The 13,077-nt window shown below is 63.2% G+C and carries 15 protein-coding genes; 8 read left to right on the top strand and 7 right to left on the bottom strand.

Annotation, left to right across the window (positions count from 1 at the left end):
- Positions 1-12: 12 nt before the first annotated feature.
- Genes ACWJI3_RS03455 through ACWJI3_RS03445 form a run of 3 tightly spaced genes read right to left on the bottom strand, consistent with a single transcriptional unit; the run spans position 13 to position 4,863 of the window.
- Positions 13-1,098 carry a DMT family transporter gene (locus tag ACWJI3_RS03455; RefSeq protein ID WP_480202896.1) on the bottom strand — a complete coding sequence of 362 codons (1,086 nt, stop codon included), beginning with the start codon at positions 1,096-1,098 and terminating at the stop codon, positions 13-15.
- Positions 1,099-1,103: 5 nt separating this feature from the next.
- Entirely contained in the window at positions 1,104-4,244 is a 3,141-nt protein-coding gene (locus tag ACWJI3_RS03450) for an efflux RND transporter permease subunit (protein WP_480202895.1), read from the bottom strand.
- A gap of 43 nt (positions 4,245-4,287) precedes the next feature.
- A complete protein-coding gene (locus ACWJI3_RS03445) occupies positions 4,288-4,863 on the bottom strand; it encodes a hypothetical protein (RefSeq protein WP_480202894.1) in 576 nt (191 codons plus the stop codon).
- 123 nt (positions 4,864-4,986) lie between these two features.
- Here ACWJI3_RS03445 and rppA point away from each other — a divergent pair, with 123 nt between their 5' ends.
- Positions 4,987-5,697 (top strand): two-component system response regulator RppA, encoded by a 711-nt coding sequence (rppA, locus tag ACWJI3_RS03440; protein ID WP_480202893.1) that lies wholly within the window; start codon positions 4,987-4,989, stop codon positions 5,695-5,697.
- 29 nt (positions 5,698-5,726) lie between these two features.
- Positions 5,727-7,100, top strand: coding sequence for a two-component system sensor histidine kinase RppB (gene rppB, locus ACWJI3_RS03435; protein WP_255100948.1), 1,374 nt, complete (start codon positions 5,727-5,729; stop codon positions 7,098-7,100).
- 12 nt (positions 7,101-7,112) lie between these two features.
- On the opposite strand, the gene ACWJI3_RS03430 is transcribed toward rppB, so the two are convergent.
- From ACWJI3_RS03430 to ACWJI3_RS03420, 3 genes are read right to left on the bottom strand one after another with little or no spacing between them, the layout of a single operon-like run.
- Positions 7,113-7,379 (bottom strand): hypothetical protein, encoded by a 267-nt coding sequence (locus ACWJI3_RS03430; RefSeq protein WP_261346487.1) that lies wholly within the window; start codon positions 7,377-7,379, stop codon positions 7,113-7,115.
- Positions 7,380-7,393: 14 nt separating this feature from the next.
- Positions 7,394-7,648 (bottom strand): DUF3721 domain-containing protein, encoded by a 255-nt coding sequence (locus ACWJI3_RS03425; RefSeq protein WP_255100950.1) that lies wholly within the window; start codon positions 7,646-7,648, stop codon positions 7,394-7,396.
- 46 nt (positions 7,649-7,694) lie between these two features.
- Positions 7,695-7,910 (bottom strand): DUF3721 domain-containing protein, encoded by a 216-nt coding sequence (locus ACWJI3_RS03420; protein ID WP_094510545.1) that lies wholly within the window; start codon positions 7,908-7,910, stop codon positions 7,695-7,697.
- A gap of 63 nt (positions 7,911-7,973) precedes the next feature.
- On the opposite strand from ACWJI3_RS03420, the gene ACWJI3_RS03415 reads away from it, so the two are divergent.
- The 5 genes from ACWJI3_RS03415 (at position 7,974) to ACWJI3_RS03395 (ending at position 11,484) form a co-directional block, all read left to right on the top strand.
- Complete coding sequence (locus ACWJI3_RS03415) at positions 7,974-8,390, top strand: heavy metal-responsive transcriptional regulator (RefSeq protein ID WP_255100951.1); 417 nt, start codon at positions 7,974-7,976, stop codon at positions 8,388-8,390.
- 218 nt (positions 8,391-8,608) lie between these two features.
- Positions 8,609-9,145, top strand: coding sequence for a DUF305 domain-containing protein (locus tag ACWJI3_RS03410; RefSeq protein WP_480202892.1), 537 nt, complete (start codon positions 8,609-8,611; stop codon positions 9,143-9,145).
- Positions 9,146-9,199: 54 nt separating this feature from the next.
- Positions 9,200-9,592 carry a DUF302 domain-containing protein gene (locus ACWJI3_RS03405; protein WP_255100953.1) on the top strand — a complete coding sequence of 131 codons (393 nt, stop codon included), beginning with the start codon at positions 9,200-9,202 and terminating at the stop codon, positions 9,590-9,592.
- Between the two features lie 349 nt (positions 9,593-9,941).
- Positions 9,942-10,946 carry an ArdC family protein gene (locus tag ACWJI3_RS03400; protein ID WP_480202891.1) on the top strand — a complete coding sequence of 335 codons (1,005 nt, stop codon included), beginning with the start codon at positions 9,942-9,944 and terminating at the stop codon, positions 10,944-10,946.
- Positions 10,947-11,049: 103 nt separating this feature from the next.
- Positions 11,050-11,484 (top strand): VOC family protein, encoded by a 435-nt coding sequence (locus ACWJI3_RS03395; RefSeq protein ID WP_480202890.1) that lies wholly within the window; start codon positions 11,050-11,052, stop codon positions 11,482-11,484.
- Positions 11,485-11,882: 398 nt separating this feature from the next.
- Here the strand turns inward: ACWJI3_RS03395 and ACWJI3_RS03390 are convergent, their stop codons facing one another.
- Positions 11,883-12,125 (bottom strand): hypothetical protein, encoded by a 243-nt coding sequence (locus ACWJI3_RS03390; RefSeq protein WP_480202999.1) that lies wholly within the window; start codon positions 12,123-12,125, stop codon positions 11,883-11,885.
- 603 nt (positions 12,126-12,728) lie between these two features.
- Here ACWJI3_RS03390 and ACWJI3_RS03385 point away from each other — a divergent pair.
- The gene (locus tag ACWJI3_RS03385; RefSeq protein ID WP_480202889.1) at positions 12,729-12,998 is read left to right on the top strand and encodes a hypothetical protein; all 270 of its coding nucleotides are present in this window, start codon (positions 12,729-12,731) and stop codon (positions 12,996-12,998) included.
- Positions 12,999-13,077 lie beyond the last annotated feature (79 nt).

The following is a 13,077-nucleotide window of genomic DNA, read 5'->3' as shown; positions in this document are numbered from 1 at the left end:
TCCTCCCGCTGCCTACCCGTGGCGATGGCGGTGGTGGGCATCGCTCACGTGGGGATGGTCATGATCGATCGATTCATGCAGATGGTCGTGGGCATGCCAGTAGGCCCCCCGGGGCCCCTGCAGCGGTAGATCCTCCACACGGTGGTCATGGGCGTGATGGGGATCGCCGCCGGCCGGGTCGTGGTGATGCCGGTGCGCATGCAGTAGGGCTGTGTGGTGGTGCCGGTGGGTGTGATCGTCCCGGAGCAGCACGCCCACCCCAACCATCATCAGGAGCGAAGCGAGCGCCTGAGGGATGGTGAAGGCTTCGCGCAACACCAGCACTGAGAACACCACCCCCACGAACGGCGCGGTGGCGAACACCACCGCTTCTCGGGCGGCACCCAGCTCGCGGAGGGCCAGCAGATCGAGCCAGATCGAGAGCCCGTAGCCCACGGCCCCTATCGCCAGGGCGGCCAGCAGCACGGGCCCGGCGGGGAACCGCTGGCCGAGGCCCATGGCCAGCAGCAACATCGGCACCGAGGCTCCGAAGGCCTTGAGCAGGGAGATCTGGAGCGGATTGCGCAGGCTCAGCCGCTGGCTGAGGTTGTTGTCGATGCCCCAGGCCAGGCAGGCCGACCCGATCAACAGTCCCCCCTGGACCGTCGTCCCGCCCAGCGATCCCTCCGAAAGAAACACGGCACCTGCCACGATCAGGGCCGCGGCGATCAAACCGTTGCGGCTGAGGTGCTCCCGGCCGATCAGCACCGCGATCAGCATCGTGAACACCGCCTCCAGATTCAGCAGCAGCGAGGCCGACCCGGCGGACAGCAAGGTGAGCCCCTGCACCAGGCACAGGGGCCCGACGATGCCCCCCAGCACCGTGAGCCCCATCAGGGGGGCCAGATCGCGTCGCTGAACCGGCGACTCGGCCTGCTGGCGGCCCCCGGCGGCCCGCACCATCAGCAGTGCTAAGGCGGCCCCGCTGTAAAGCAGCGCCGCAATCATCAGCGGCGAACCAGCTCCGCTCACCACGCTGATCAAGGGAGCGCTGAGCCCGAAGAACACTGCGGCTAGCAGGCCAGCGATCAGCCCCTGCCGCTGTGGGTTACCCCTCACTCTCGTCACAGGATCGCCGCCAATGGCTTCAAGCCTCGCGCAGGCTTGCGGTGCCGGGGAAGTAACCAGCGTCCGAAACTGGCATAGAGGGCGGGGAGCACCAGCAGGGTGAGGCTGGTGGAGGTGAGCAAACCACCGAGCACCACAATCGCCAGGGGTTGGAGGATCTCGTTGCCGGCCCCGAAAGCCAGGGCCAGCGGCAGCATGCCTAGGGCCGAGGTGAGGGCGGTCATCAGGATCGCGTTGAGGCGCTGAAGGCTGCCGGCGCGGATCACTTCCTTATGCTCCATCCCTTCCGCATGGCGGCGGTTGTAGTTGTCCACCAACAGCAGGCCGTTGCGAACCGCCACCCCGAACAGGGTGATGAACCCGATCAGGGAGGCCACGGAAAGAACGCCGCCGGTGAGCAGGATGGCGACCAGGCCACCGACCAGGGCCAGGGGCAGGTTGATGAGGATGGCGATCGTGGCTGGCAGAGATTTGACGGACATGAACATCAACACGGCAATCACCACCGTGGCCAGCAAGCTGTAGAGCACCAGGTTGGCGGTGGCCCGCTCTTCCGATTCGAACTGACCGCCGTAGCGGATCAGGTAGCCGATGGGCAGTTTGATCTTGGAGTCGATCACCTTCTGGATGTCGCCGACGACCGTGCCCAGCGGCCGGCCGCTGACGTTGGAGGAAACCACAATCAAGCGGGAAACATCCTCCCGGTTGACCACGTTGGCGCCAAAGCCGTAGTCGATGCTTGCCAGGCTTCCCAGCGGCAGCATGGTGCCTGCGGGGGTGGCGATTGGAATGGACCGCAGGGCATCGAGGCTGTTGCGGGATTGCTCGGGCAGCATCACCACCACATCGGTGCGATCGGTGCCGACGCTCACCACCTGGCCCACCGTCTTGCCGTTCAGGGCGACCTCCACCGCATCGGCAAGCTGCTGCATCGACAGCCCGTTGCTGGTTGCGGCCTGGCGATCGAAGGCGATCTGCACCTGCTGGATGGGCAACTGGGGTTCAAGCTGCAGATCCATGACTCCCTCGATCGGCTCGATTGCGTCACGCACCTGCTCGCCGATCCTGCGCAGTTCGCCTAAATCAGGCCCGTAGATCTTGATGGCGATGGCACTACGCACCCCCGAGAGAACCTCATCCATACGGTGGGAGATGAAGCCGCCGATGTTCGGGGCCACCCCGGGCAGCTTCAGGAAGGCCTCTCGTAGCTGGGCAATGGCGGCAGGCCGATCCTTCATCGCCGCATCGCTCAACTCCACATCTACATGGGCCAGGTTGACGCCTGCCCCATCGGCATCTCCCGGTGCTCGTCCGGTCCGTACCTGCACCCACTCGAAGAGGGGGCTTGATTTAAGGGTGTTGGACAAGGCCAGGCCGGCGCGGTTGGTCATCTCCAGCGACACGCCGGGGTAAAGCACCATCGAGTTCACTAGCGATTTCTCGCGGAACTCCGGCAGGAACACCCGCCCGAGGCTCGGCAGGATCGCGCAGGCCAGCACCGTAATCGCCAGGGCAGCAGCCAGCACCCGTTTGGGGGAGATCAGCGCCATCTCCAGCATTGGCCGATAGGCCCGTTCGGCCCAGTTGGCGATCCAGGTGTTCTCGGCGGGGAGCCGCGTGTTAGCCAGGAGAATCCCGCAGAGCGCTGGCGAGAGGGTGAGCGCCACCAAGGTGGAGGCCGCGATCGAAAGCAGGTAGGCCAGCCCCATCGGCGCGAAGATCCGCCCCTCCACTCCGGTGAGGCTGAAGATCGGCGCGAACACCACCACAATGATGACGGTGGAGAGAATCACCGGTTGGCGCACCTCCACCGAGGTTTCGTACACCACCTGCAGGGGGTTTTTGGGCTGGGCGGCCACTTGGTTCTGGCGCAGCCCGCTGTAGCAGTTCTCCATGTCGACAATGGAATCGTCGACCACCGAGCCGATGGCTACCACCAGCCCCCCGAGGGTCATGGTGTTGATCTCCAGCCCAAAGGCGCGCATCAGCATCAGGCCGATCAGCAACGACAGGGGGATGGCACTGAGGGTGATCACGGCGGTGCGCCAGTTCATCAGGAACAGCAGCATCACCACCGAGACGATCACAATGCCTTCGATCAGAGAACCACTGACGTTCTTGATCGCCGTATCAATGAAACTGGCCTGCCGGAAGGTGCGCTGCACCTGAATATCGCTCGGAAGGGTCTTGCTCAGAGCGGCGATTCGCTCCTCCACCTCGCGGGTCACCCTTGGCGTATCGATATCTGGCTGCTTGTTGATCATCAGCACCACCGCCGGCTTGCCGTTGAAGCTGCCATCGCCGCGCTTGAGGGCACTGGCCAGCCGCACCTCGGCGACATCACCGAGCTGGAGCGTTTGCCCCTTGTTGTCTGTAACCACCGAATCGGCAAGATCCTCGCTGCTGCTGGCCTGGCCGCTGGCGCGGATCAGCTTCTCCTGCCCGCCCGCGATCAGAAAGCCGCCCGGCGCGTTGGCGCTGGCGGCAGCCGCCGCCTCGGCCACGGCCTGCAACGACACCTTGCGGGCCAGAAGCTGTTGAGGATTGATCAGGATCTGCTGCTGGGCCTCCTCACCGCCGTAGAGGGTCACCTGGGAGACACCGGGCACCGCCAGGATCTGGTTGTTGAAGGTGGTGGCGACGATCCGGCGCAGCTCCATCGCTGAGGTTGGTCCGCCGCCCTTTAGCGTGAAGGCGTACTGCAGGATCGTGCCGAGCGGCGACACCAACGGCGAGATCGCTGGGCCGCTGGCATTGACAGGCAACTCCGCCTCGATCTGCTGCAGGCGCTCCGCCACCGATTGACGGGCCCGGTTGATGTCGGCGTTCTGAGCAAAGACCACCTGCACCATCGAGAGCCCCACCTTCGAGGAGGAGCGCACCGTTTCCACTCCCGGCAGCCCGTTGACCGCCGATTCGATCGGCACGGTGATGCGTCGCTCCACCTCCTCCGGCGCCAGGCCGTCAGCGGTGGTCTGCACATCCACCTGGGGTGGGGCGAACTGGGGGAACACATCAAGGGGCATCCGGCTGAGGATGGACAGGCCCCAGAGGCTGATCAGGATGGCGGCAACAACAACCAGCCAGCGCTTGGCGATCGAGGTCCGCAGCGTCTGGTTAAGCAGGCGATTGAGCATGGGATTGGATGAGGTGGGCGGAGAGAACGACGGGCTCAGGGGATCAGTTCTTCTTGCCCAGGCGCGAGGCCACGACCACACCACCCACCACCAGCACGGCAGCGCCGGCGCCGATCACTAGGGGGTTGAGCCCTTCTGCGGCTGTGGATGTGGTGGCTGAGGCTGAGGCCGCTGGGGCTTTCGGGGTGGACCCTTCCCCGTTGGGTGCGGCGGCGCTCTGGCTCTTCTTGGACTCGGCGTAGAGCGAGAGGGCTCCCTGGGTCACCACGCTGTCCCCGGGCGAGATGCTGCCGTCGGTGATTTCGATCTGATCGCCCTGGCTGGCGCCGGTCTGGAGGAAGACCGGGTCGTAGGTGGTGCCGCTCTTTACGAACGCCAGGGGCTTGCCATCCGCATCCACCACCGCCGCCACCGGAATGGTGACCACACCACCGGCTTCAGCGGCGGGGGCGGTGGTGATGCCCAGCAGGGAATCGATCTCCGCGCTGGCCTTCACCTGGCGCACATTCCCTTTCTGCTGAAACTCATCGCCGTGCCCCACGTGGGCCATGGCGGGGCTGAGGCCACCGGGTACCACGGTTCCAAGGCTGAGGCTGGTGGCCAGAAGAAGGGCGCGCATGCTGCTGCTGCCGCGAGGGCAGGACAAGGACCCGCCGAGGATGCCGCAAGGGGGATGAAAAACAGGTGAAACCGGCTGCGCTACCTAGGATCAGCCGCAATCTCTGACTTCTGTTCCAGGCCCATGCCCCTGCGCATCCTGTTGGTGGAGGACGAAGCCGAGCTGGCCGGAGCGATTCAGGTGGTGCTCAGGGCCGAGCAGCATGTCGTCGATCACGTGGCGGAGGGCCTGGGGGCCTGGAGGCTGCTGCGCAGCGAGCTGGCCAGCTACAACCTGCTGATCGTTGATTGGATGTTGCCGGGTCTTTCAGGCCCGGAACTCTGCCGGCGGGTGCGCGGGGCTGGCCTCACCCTGCCGGTGCTGATGCTTACGGCGCTGGCCGACACCAGCCACCGGGTGCAAGGCCTTGATGCCGGCGCCGACGACTACCTGAGCAAGCCCTTCGCGATGGAGGAACTGCTGGCGAGGATCCGGGCGCTGCAGCGCCGCCAGCCCAACTATCGCGAGCCACTGCTCAATTCCGGGCCTTATGTGCTGGATCTGGCCGAGGGCTGCCTCACCGTTCAGCGGGGAAAGGAAACCACCAGGATCACCCTCTCCACCAAGGAACTGCAGCTGATGGCCTATTTCATGGAGCATCCGCGGGAGATCATTCCAGGAGCGCGGCTGCGGTCCCAGCTCTGGTCGCTGGATGAGGATCCGATCAGCAATGTGGTGGCGGCCCAGGTGCGTCTGCTGCGGCGCAAGATCGCCAGTTACGGGCTGGCCTGTCCGATTGCCACGGTCCCATCGAAGGGTTACCGCTTTGATCCTGAGCCGGAGGAAGAGCAATAGAACGGCTCGCCTTGGCCAGGCCTGGACCCATGTCCCGGAGCCGCCTACAACTGGCGGCTGTTTACCTGGCGGTGATTGGGGTGATTCTCTATGGCGCTGGCCTTGGCATGTTTGGCCTGTTGATGCGCTCCAACTGGTCGGCCCTTGAGCGCGAGGTGGAAACCGTGGCCGGCACCTTGCATGACAGCCTCAAGCCGTTGCTGCCCGCGGAAGCCAGGCCCTCGCCCCAGCTGGCCGCGGTGCTGCCTGGCCTTTGTCTGGTCGGATCCCCCTGTCAGCCGGCCCCCTCACTGATCCCTCGCCATGCTGTGAGCATCACGGACTCGGAGCGGTTCTACCTGCGCCTGCTGGATCCCCGTGGTGTGCTGATCGCCCACTCCCCGGGATCGCCAAGGGTCAAGCCTGAACGCCCCGGCCCCACCTGGATGGTGGTGGCAGGGCTGGGAGGCGATCGCTTTCTGCAGTATTCGATCCACCTGCACCGTTCCCACACGCCAGCGCACCCTGGCGCGAATGCGCAGGAACTGGATTGGGGGTATCTGCAAATCGGACGCAGTTTGAGCGGGCTCGACGCAGAGCGGGAGCGGCTCTGGTGGGCAATCCAGACGATTGTTGTGCTCGCCCTGCTGGTGGCAGGCCTGGCCAGTTGGTGGCTGTCCGGTCTGGCGATGCGACCGCTGCTGGCGGCGTACCGGCAGCAGGAGCAGTTCACCGCCGATGCGGCACACGAACTCCGCGCACCTCTGGCCAACCTGCTGGCTGTGGTGGAGGCCCACAAGACGCAACTGTCAGCTGAACCCCTCGCCGGAGAGCGCGCGCTGGCGGTGGTCTACGGGCAGGGTAAGCGGCTGAGCCGCTTGATCAGTGACCTGCTACTGCTGGCCCGACTCGATGGTCCCGAGGCCGGAGCGGGCCTGCAGCCCTGCTCCTTTACACAGATCGCGCGCGATCTGCTGGAGGAGACCAGCGAGGGGGCGTCGATTGCCGAGGTGCAGCTCCGCCTGCAGGGTGGTGATGACGATCTCAACGTGTTCGGGGTGGAATCGGAGCTCTATCGGCTCGTTTCCAACCTGCTCTTGAACGCGATTCACTACACGCCCCCAGGCGGAGAGGTGGTGCTGAGCCTGAGGCGCGAGGGAAGTCATGGGCTGCTGGAGGTGCAGGACAGCGGCATCGGCATCGCTCCATGCGATCAGCAACGCATCTTTGATCGCTTCTTCCGCAGTGATCCCGGGCGTTCCCGCCAGCAGGGCGGCACCGGCCTTGGCCTCTCGATCGTGGCGGCGATCGTGCGCCGCCACCGGGGGGCGATCACGGTGCGCTCGGATGGGCACTCCGGCAGCTGTTTCACGGTGACCCTGCCTCTGGCCGCGAACTCCCCCGGGTTGCCTGTCCCCCGCTGATCGCCGTCCTGCTCAGAACGGTGGGCTGGCGGGCGTCCCCCTGCGGCGATCCAGCAGCAGTCCCAGGCCGGAGCCGATGACGAACAGGGTAAGCAGCGCCAGGATCGAGGAGTACCAGGGCTGCAGATTGATAAGGCCGAAGTTGCCCGTGTGCAGCTTCATCAGCCAGAAGGCCTCGATCCCCTGGGCCGAGAGGGCGCCGTAGAGCGAGCCGGAGAGCGCAGTGAGCAGCAGTGGCAGGGCGGCCAGGGGCACGAGGCTGCGGTGCACCCGGCGCATGAGGTGATGGCGGCTCACTCGTTCTGAAGCGCCTTGTGCAGTTGCTGTTCATTGGCACAGGGCATCCACAAGGAGCCCATCGCAAAAGTGCCTTTGCACTTGAGCTCAGCAGCGCGCTGCTCCGCCTCCTGCTTTGTTTTGAACATGCCCTTCATGTGCGCGGCGGCGGGCGGAGTGATGAAGAGCGGGGAGAAGGTCGTCGCTGCAAGGGCAGCCAGCAGAGCCCACCGGCTTCCTTTCAAGAGGGGGATGGCGTGGTGCTGATTCATCGAGTGGTAACCGCGTTGGTAAAGGAAACAGAGCAGAAATGTGGAGTCACTTCTCCTTGGAAACGGCCTTTTGATAGACATCAAAGTTCTGACACGGCATCCAGTCCTTGCCCATCGCAAAGACACCGCTGCACTTCAGCTCCTTCGCACGTACTTCCGCAGCGGCCTTGCTCGGGAACATGTCGTAGGCCTGGGCGCGGGCGGCGCCAGGGGACAGGCAGCCAGCGGCCAGCAGGACAAAAGCCAGGGCGATACGGTTCACGGAATGCCAAGGAAAAGTCAGAGATCCATTTTAGAGTCTCCCCATAGATGGAGAGTCAAGCCCATGGTGGCCATCGGCGTCACGACTGGCATGAAGATCGGTGCCCTCGCTGGCCGCAGTGGCCTGCCGGTCAAGACCCTGCGCTACTACGAAGAGTTGGGGCTGCTCCCGGCGATCGGCCGCAGCGAAGGCGGCTTCCGCCTGTTCGCTGAAGAGAGCCTGCGGCGCCTGGAGTTCATCCGTCGGCTCAAGACCCTGGGGCTCAGCCTGGAGGAAATCCAGGGCTGCCTGGCGGTGCACGACGCCGGTGAGCTGCCCTGCGGCGACATCGAGATCCAGCTGGGGCGTCAGATCGAGCGGATCGATGGCCAGATCAAGGAGCTCAGGCAACTCAGAAAGGAACTGCAGGACTTGCTGGCTAGCTGGCAGAGCGATCCCGTCAAGGACGGCGATCTGATCTGCCCCAATCTTCAGGTGTGACAGCTGGCATGTGAAGCAATGACCCGCAGCTTCGTCCAGTTTGCTTCTGCGTCCCCATGTTGATGACAGGCAGAACCCAGGGAGGAGAACTGATGAACCATCACCGTCTCGCGACGACAACAGGATTGGGAGTGCTTGTCCTGTCCCTGGCGGCTCCAGCACTGTCACAGCCACCCGCCTCAGCGGTCCCACCAGTAGGCGGGATGGGATCGGGGATGATGGGTGGGGGGCTGATGGGCTCCCAGTCGATGGATCAGCACTTCATCGTGATGATGATCCCTCACCACGACGGGGCGATCGCCATGGCCGATCTTGCCCTCACCCGAGCTAAGCGGCCCGAGATCAAAGAGCTGGCCAGGAACATCAAGGCCAGCCAGACCAGTGAGAACGCTCAGATGCGCACCTGGTACCGGCAGTGGTACGGCGGCGACGTTCCCGCCATGACGCGTGGTGGAGCCATGGGCATCGGGGGAATGGGTGGTGGCATGGGCCCTGGTATGGGCATGAGCTGCTGCAGCGGAATGGAAATGATGGGCACGAGCCTGGCCGCCCTCAAGAACGCCGCCGACTTCGATCGGGCCTTCATTGAGCAGATGATTCCCCACCACCGCATGGGCGTGATGATGGCCTCGATGGCCCAGAACAGCAGCCAGCATCCGCAGCTGAAGGCGATGCAGCAGGCGATGGTCAAGGAGCAGAGCAGGGAGATCGAGCAGATGACTCAGTGGTATCGCAACTGGTACGGAACGACCTGACTCTTATCAAGGACGGCTCAGACGGACTCCGCATCTTCCAACCCAACACCAGCCATGGATCCGTTCTTCATAACCGACACACCGAAAACCTTCGAGGAGACCAGTGCCGCCCTCCAGGAGGCAGTGGTGGACCACGGCTTCGGCGTACTGGCAGTACATGATCTGGGCAACACCCTGCGCAGCAAAGGTCTGCCATTCCCAGAGCAGTGCCGCATCTTCGAGGTGTGCAACCCTCAGCAGGCCGCCGCAGTGCTTAGCACCTCAATGGCGCTCAACATGGCCTTGCCGTGCAGGATTTCGGTCTACACCGAAGCCGGCCAGACCCGCCTCGGCATGATTCGCCCCGAGGTGATGCTCGCGGGCCTCTCGGCTGATCCGTCCCTGCAGGAGGTGGCCCGAGCCGTGGAGGCCTCCACTACGGCGATCATTAAGGCCACTGCGGCCTAGTCGCATGGCAGATCCCGCTGAAGCCTCGATGCGGAGCAGCTCAGTAAGAAGGGACCGCCTGCTGATGAGCTCTGGCGGGGCGGGATCGGGGTTTCTGGCGACTATGGGCTAGCCAACAGATGTGTGGTTGGCGCTGGCATCTTTTCCCTCCAGATGAATGTCAAGGGGGACGTCTTCCTGGTTCATGTCATCAAGCGCAGGGTTCCTCAGCATGCGCGGCCGCACAAGGGCTGACGCAAGCTGGCCCGCCTTCCGCGCGAAGCGCCTGGGGCACTGGCTTGTGCCTTAGTGCCTGGGCCAGCCCTTGCTGCTGGCCGTGCTGGTGCTTCGGGTCCTGTGCTGTTGCCTGATGGCTGCTGTTTCTTCTTCCTCCCGCTCCCGGTCCAAGTCCCGCTCCAGAAGCAACCACCGGCAGGGAGAGGCTTCTTCTACAGAGAAGCTGGTGGAGGCGATCATCCAGCTGCTGGAGGCTGGCACTACGCCCTGGCGGAGGGAGTGGGACGCCTCTGGTGGTGGGCACCACGTCAACCTGCTCTCAGGGCATCGCTACCAGGGAGCGAACCCGATCCTGTTGACCTTCGGGATGCACCTGAGGGCTTCAGCGCTGCCCTACTGGTGCGGGTTTGCTGAGGCCAAGGCTTTGGGGATGTTCACCCGCAAGGGCTCTCAGGGGGTGCGGATCCTGAGGCCGCAGGTGAACCGGGTGGCAGGTGACACGGAGCGGTCGGGGAGCCTGGACGCATCGACAGCCACCCCAGGCATCAAGCCGGACGACGCGCCTACAGACCGGGTATGGATGAGCTTCCGGCCCGTGGTGGTGTTCAACGCGATCGACCTGGAAGGTGACGCCCTTGCTGGTTGGGTGGAGCAGAGGCAAGCAGAAGCAGCTGGGGCGGAGCGCAGTGAACCAGACCGCCTGGCTGCAGCAGAAGATCTGCTGGGGGCCTGGCCGGTACCGCTCAGCTTTGGTGGTGAACGCGCCTGCTACCTCCCCCAGATCGATCGGATCCAGCTGCCGGAGCGCGCTGCCTTTCACTCCGCCGCTGGGTTCTACGCCACCTGGGCCCAGGAGGTGATCCACTCCACGAGGCACGCCAGCTGCCTCCAGCGGGATCTGAGCGGGCGGTTTGGTTCTCGGGCCTATGCCCGAGAAGAACTGGTGGCGGAACTCGGTTCAGTCCTGCTGGGGGACCGGTTGGAGATCGGCAGTGCCCTTGAAAACCACGCGGCATACCTGGGGCACTGGCTGGACCTGCTCCGGGAAACTCCACAGGTGTTGTTCCAGGTGCTGGGTGAGGCCAGGCGAGCTGTGGAGCTGGTACTACCAGAGGCTGTAGAAAACGACCCTGGCTGATCGAGCAGGCAGCTTGGTCCGCGCTTGCATAAATGATCCACCAGCCGCTTCACTGGTAGTGGTGAGGAATAAAAAAGCTCTTCCATCCACAGTTGAAACCCCCATGATTAAATACTTTGACCACATCACAGTTGTGATCAGTGATGTTGAAGCGGCCAAGCACTTTTTCGGGCTCCTGGGCTTCAAGGAGAACAAGTCAGTAGTGATCAAGGGTCCCGTATTCTCCAGTTACATGGGGGTGGATGGCATTGAAGCAGAACACATCACACTTGCTTTGGAGAACATCTCACCGCGCATCGAAGTACAACTGCTGAAGTACCGTCAGCCTGTTCCACTGCCCGCTCCAACGACTGACAGCCTCACCAACCTGGGGTTCAACCATATCTGCTTTACGGTAGATAACCTGGATGCTGAAGTGGAGAGGCTGAAAGCTGCGGGCATCAAGCTACGGAACGAGGTCATGACCTTCCATAGCCGAAAGCTCGTTTTGCTCTGCGGACCAGATGGAATCACCGTGGAGCTGGCTGAATGGGTTTAATTCGGTGCGTCGTGCGGGGGGACAAGCGACTGTGAAACACCGAGTGACTGCCGCTTGCTCTGTTGCTAGGAGCTGGAATATTCATGGCATACTTCCAAATGATTACTACCAGCTGAACGATCAATCTCCTCCTAAGTCTCCAAGCACCTGATCACCTCAGGCTTCACTTTCTGGCCCTGCCTGCCGATGAAGTCGGGGGATGCTGCCGCAACTTAGAAACAATGAGGTCATACTGCAGCATCCTTTTGTTCAATGGTATCCATTCCACAATCCCAAGCCCCACGGCGACGACCGATAGCTCGCCCTACAACGGGCTCACGACTGGCTGATGCCATTGCCCAAGGTCTCACTGAGCTGCGTTCTTACCAACACGCAAAGAGGACGGCTTGGAAAACCAGTCAATGATGTTCACGTAGTTCCTCCACGCAGTGGGTGACACACTCTCCGTCGTCGAGGGAGCAGGTGGTGATGCATTCAAAATACGCTTCCACAGAATCCCATTTCTTCTCCTGGGAACTATCCATTTCTGGTACCTGCAGCCCATGAGCCATGCCGTTCCCGGCGGGGAGCTGATCAGCCGAATGGGAAACTGGGTAGGTCGAGCGAGCCATGGTCCTTTCTTCTGCGGATATCTCCACCATACGAACATGGTGTTTCAAACACCCATGAAATGAGTCTTCCTGCCTACTCAAGTGTTAAGTTGTTTGTGCTGTTTCCCTGCCAAGTACTCTTGCTTGGCTGATGCAGCTGAACTCAGCTCGCTTGGTGTGATGGTTCAACCCTGCAGCGATCGATCCCACCACCGACAGTGGCGCGGCATTCATGGACCAGCTGTTGTCGTACCAAGCCCTTTTGCTCTGGCTGGTGACTGGCAAAAAGTTAAATGATTCTGTTGTTTAAATTGCCCAAGGTCAATGTCTCGGCGGGGGTTCGGTGGTGGAACTTCTGTTACAGAGCAATCAGCCGGTGACCACCACCGACCAGATGCCTGCTCCAGGGCAGGACGCGATAGCGGTATCGCTCAGGTCATGCCATTCGGCTCGTCAACTAACGCCAATCCTTTGGCCAGGCAGCAGGTGTCCGTCTGGTGATCCCCTCCACCCGAACGTCTAACCCTGCTCCGATTGTTCACCAGCACCCCACCGGCCCGGTTGGGACCGGGGTGGCGGCGGCAACCGGCAAGGGCTGCGCGTTGGACCTGACGCTCCCCCTGCCTGAGTTGCAGCAGACGCTGGCTGGGGACGGTGTTCTACGCCGTTCCTTCCATTGAGCCGACTCCACTCCAACCTGCAACCACCGACCCTCAGACGGCCGCCACGATCGACGCCTGGCAGGTCGCTTGCGCTCAAGGCTGGCAGGAGCCTGAGCCGGAGTGCCTGCAGGCTGAGCTTTCACTACCGGCTACCGACCAGGGGCTGCTGGGTTCGGCCTGGGATAGCTGGTCGTCCAATCCCTATCTGGACCGCCAGCAGGTGGAGGAGCAGCCGGGCTTCTATCCCTTCGAGGAGCCCTGACGCGGCAGTTTCATGGCCGCTTCGCCAGACACCGCAGACCGTAACCCGGTGGGCAGGGTGTTCTTTGGCTGCGCCTCTG

This window comes from Marcopretia estuarina LEGE 06307, assembly GCF_056633115.1.
Note: the sequence above shows the minus strand (reverse complement) of the source record. Positions and strands in the feature narration are given on the sequence as shown.

Bases quoted from the DNA above. Each gene is read 5' to 3' on its own strand.
- ACWJI3_RS03390 (WP_480202999.1), bottom strand. From the start codon at position 12,125: ATGGTGGAGATATCCGCAGAAGAAAGGACCATGGCTCGCTCGACCTAC.
- ACWJI3_RS03445 (WP_480202894.1), bottom strand. From the start codon at position 4,863: ATGCGCGCCCTTCTTCTGGCCACCAGCCTCAGCCTTGGAACCGTGGTA.
- ACWJI3_RS03395 (WP_480202890.1), top strand. From the start codon at position 11,050: ATGATTAAATACTTTGACCACATCACAGTTGTGATCAGTGATGTTGAA.
- ACWJI3_RS03400 (WP_480202891.1), top strand. From the start codon at position 9,942: ATGGCTGCTGTTTCTTCTTCCTCCCGCTCCCGGTCCAAGTCCCGCTCC.
- ACWJI3_RS03405 (WP_255100953.1), top strand. From the start codon at position 9,200: ATGGATCCGTTCTTCATAACCGACACACCGAAAACCTTCGAGGAGACC.
- rppA (WP_480202893.1), top strand. From the start codon at position 4,987: ATGCCCCTGCGCATCCTGTTGGTGGAGGACGAAGCCGAGCTGGCCGGA.
- ACWJI3_RS03430 (WP_261346487.1), bottom strand. From the start codon at position 7,379: ATGCGCCGGGTGCACCGCAGCCTCGTGCCCCTGGCCGCCCTGCCACTG.
- ACWJI3_RS03415 (WP_255100951.1), top strand. From the start codon at position 7,974: ATGGTGGCCATCGGCGTCACGACTGGCATGAAGATCGGTGCCCTCGCT.
- ACWJI3_RS03425 (WP_255100950.1), bottom strand. From the start codon at position 7,648: ATGAATCAGCACCACGCCATCCCCCTCTTGAAAGGAAGCCGGTGGGCT.
- ACWJI3_RS03450 (WP_480202895.1), bottom strand. From the start codon at position 4,244: ATGCTCAATCGCCTGCTTAACCAGACGCTGCGGACCTCGATCGCCAAG.
- ACWJI3_RS03410 (WP_480202892.1), top strand. From the start codon at position 8,609: ATGGGTGGGGGGCTGATGGGCTCCCAGTCGATGGATCAGCACTTCATC.
- rppB (WP_255100948.1), top strand. From the start codon at position 5,727: ATGTCCCGGAGCCGCCTACAACTGGCGGCTGTTTACCTGGCGGTGATT.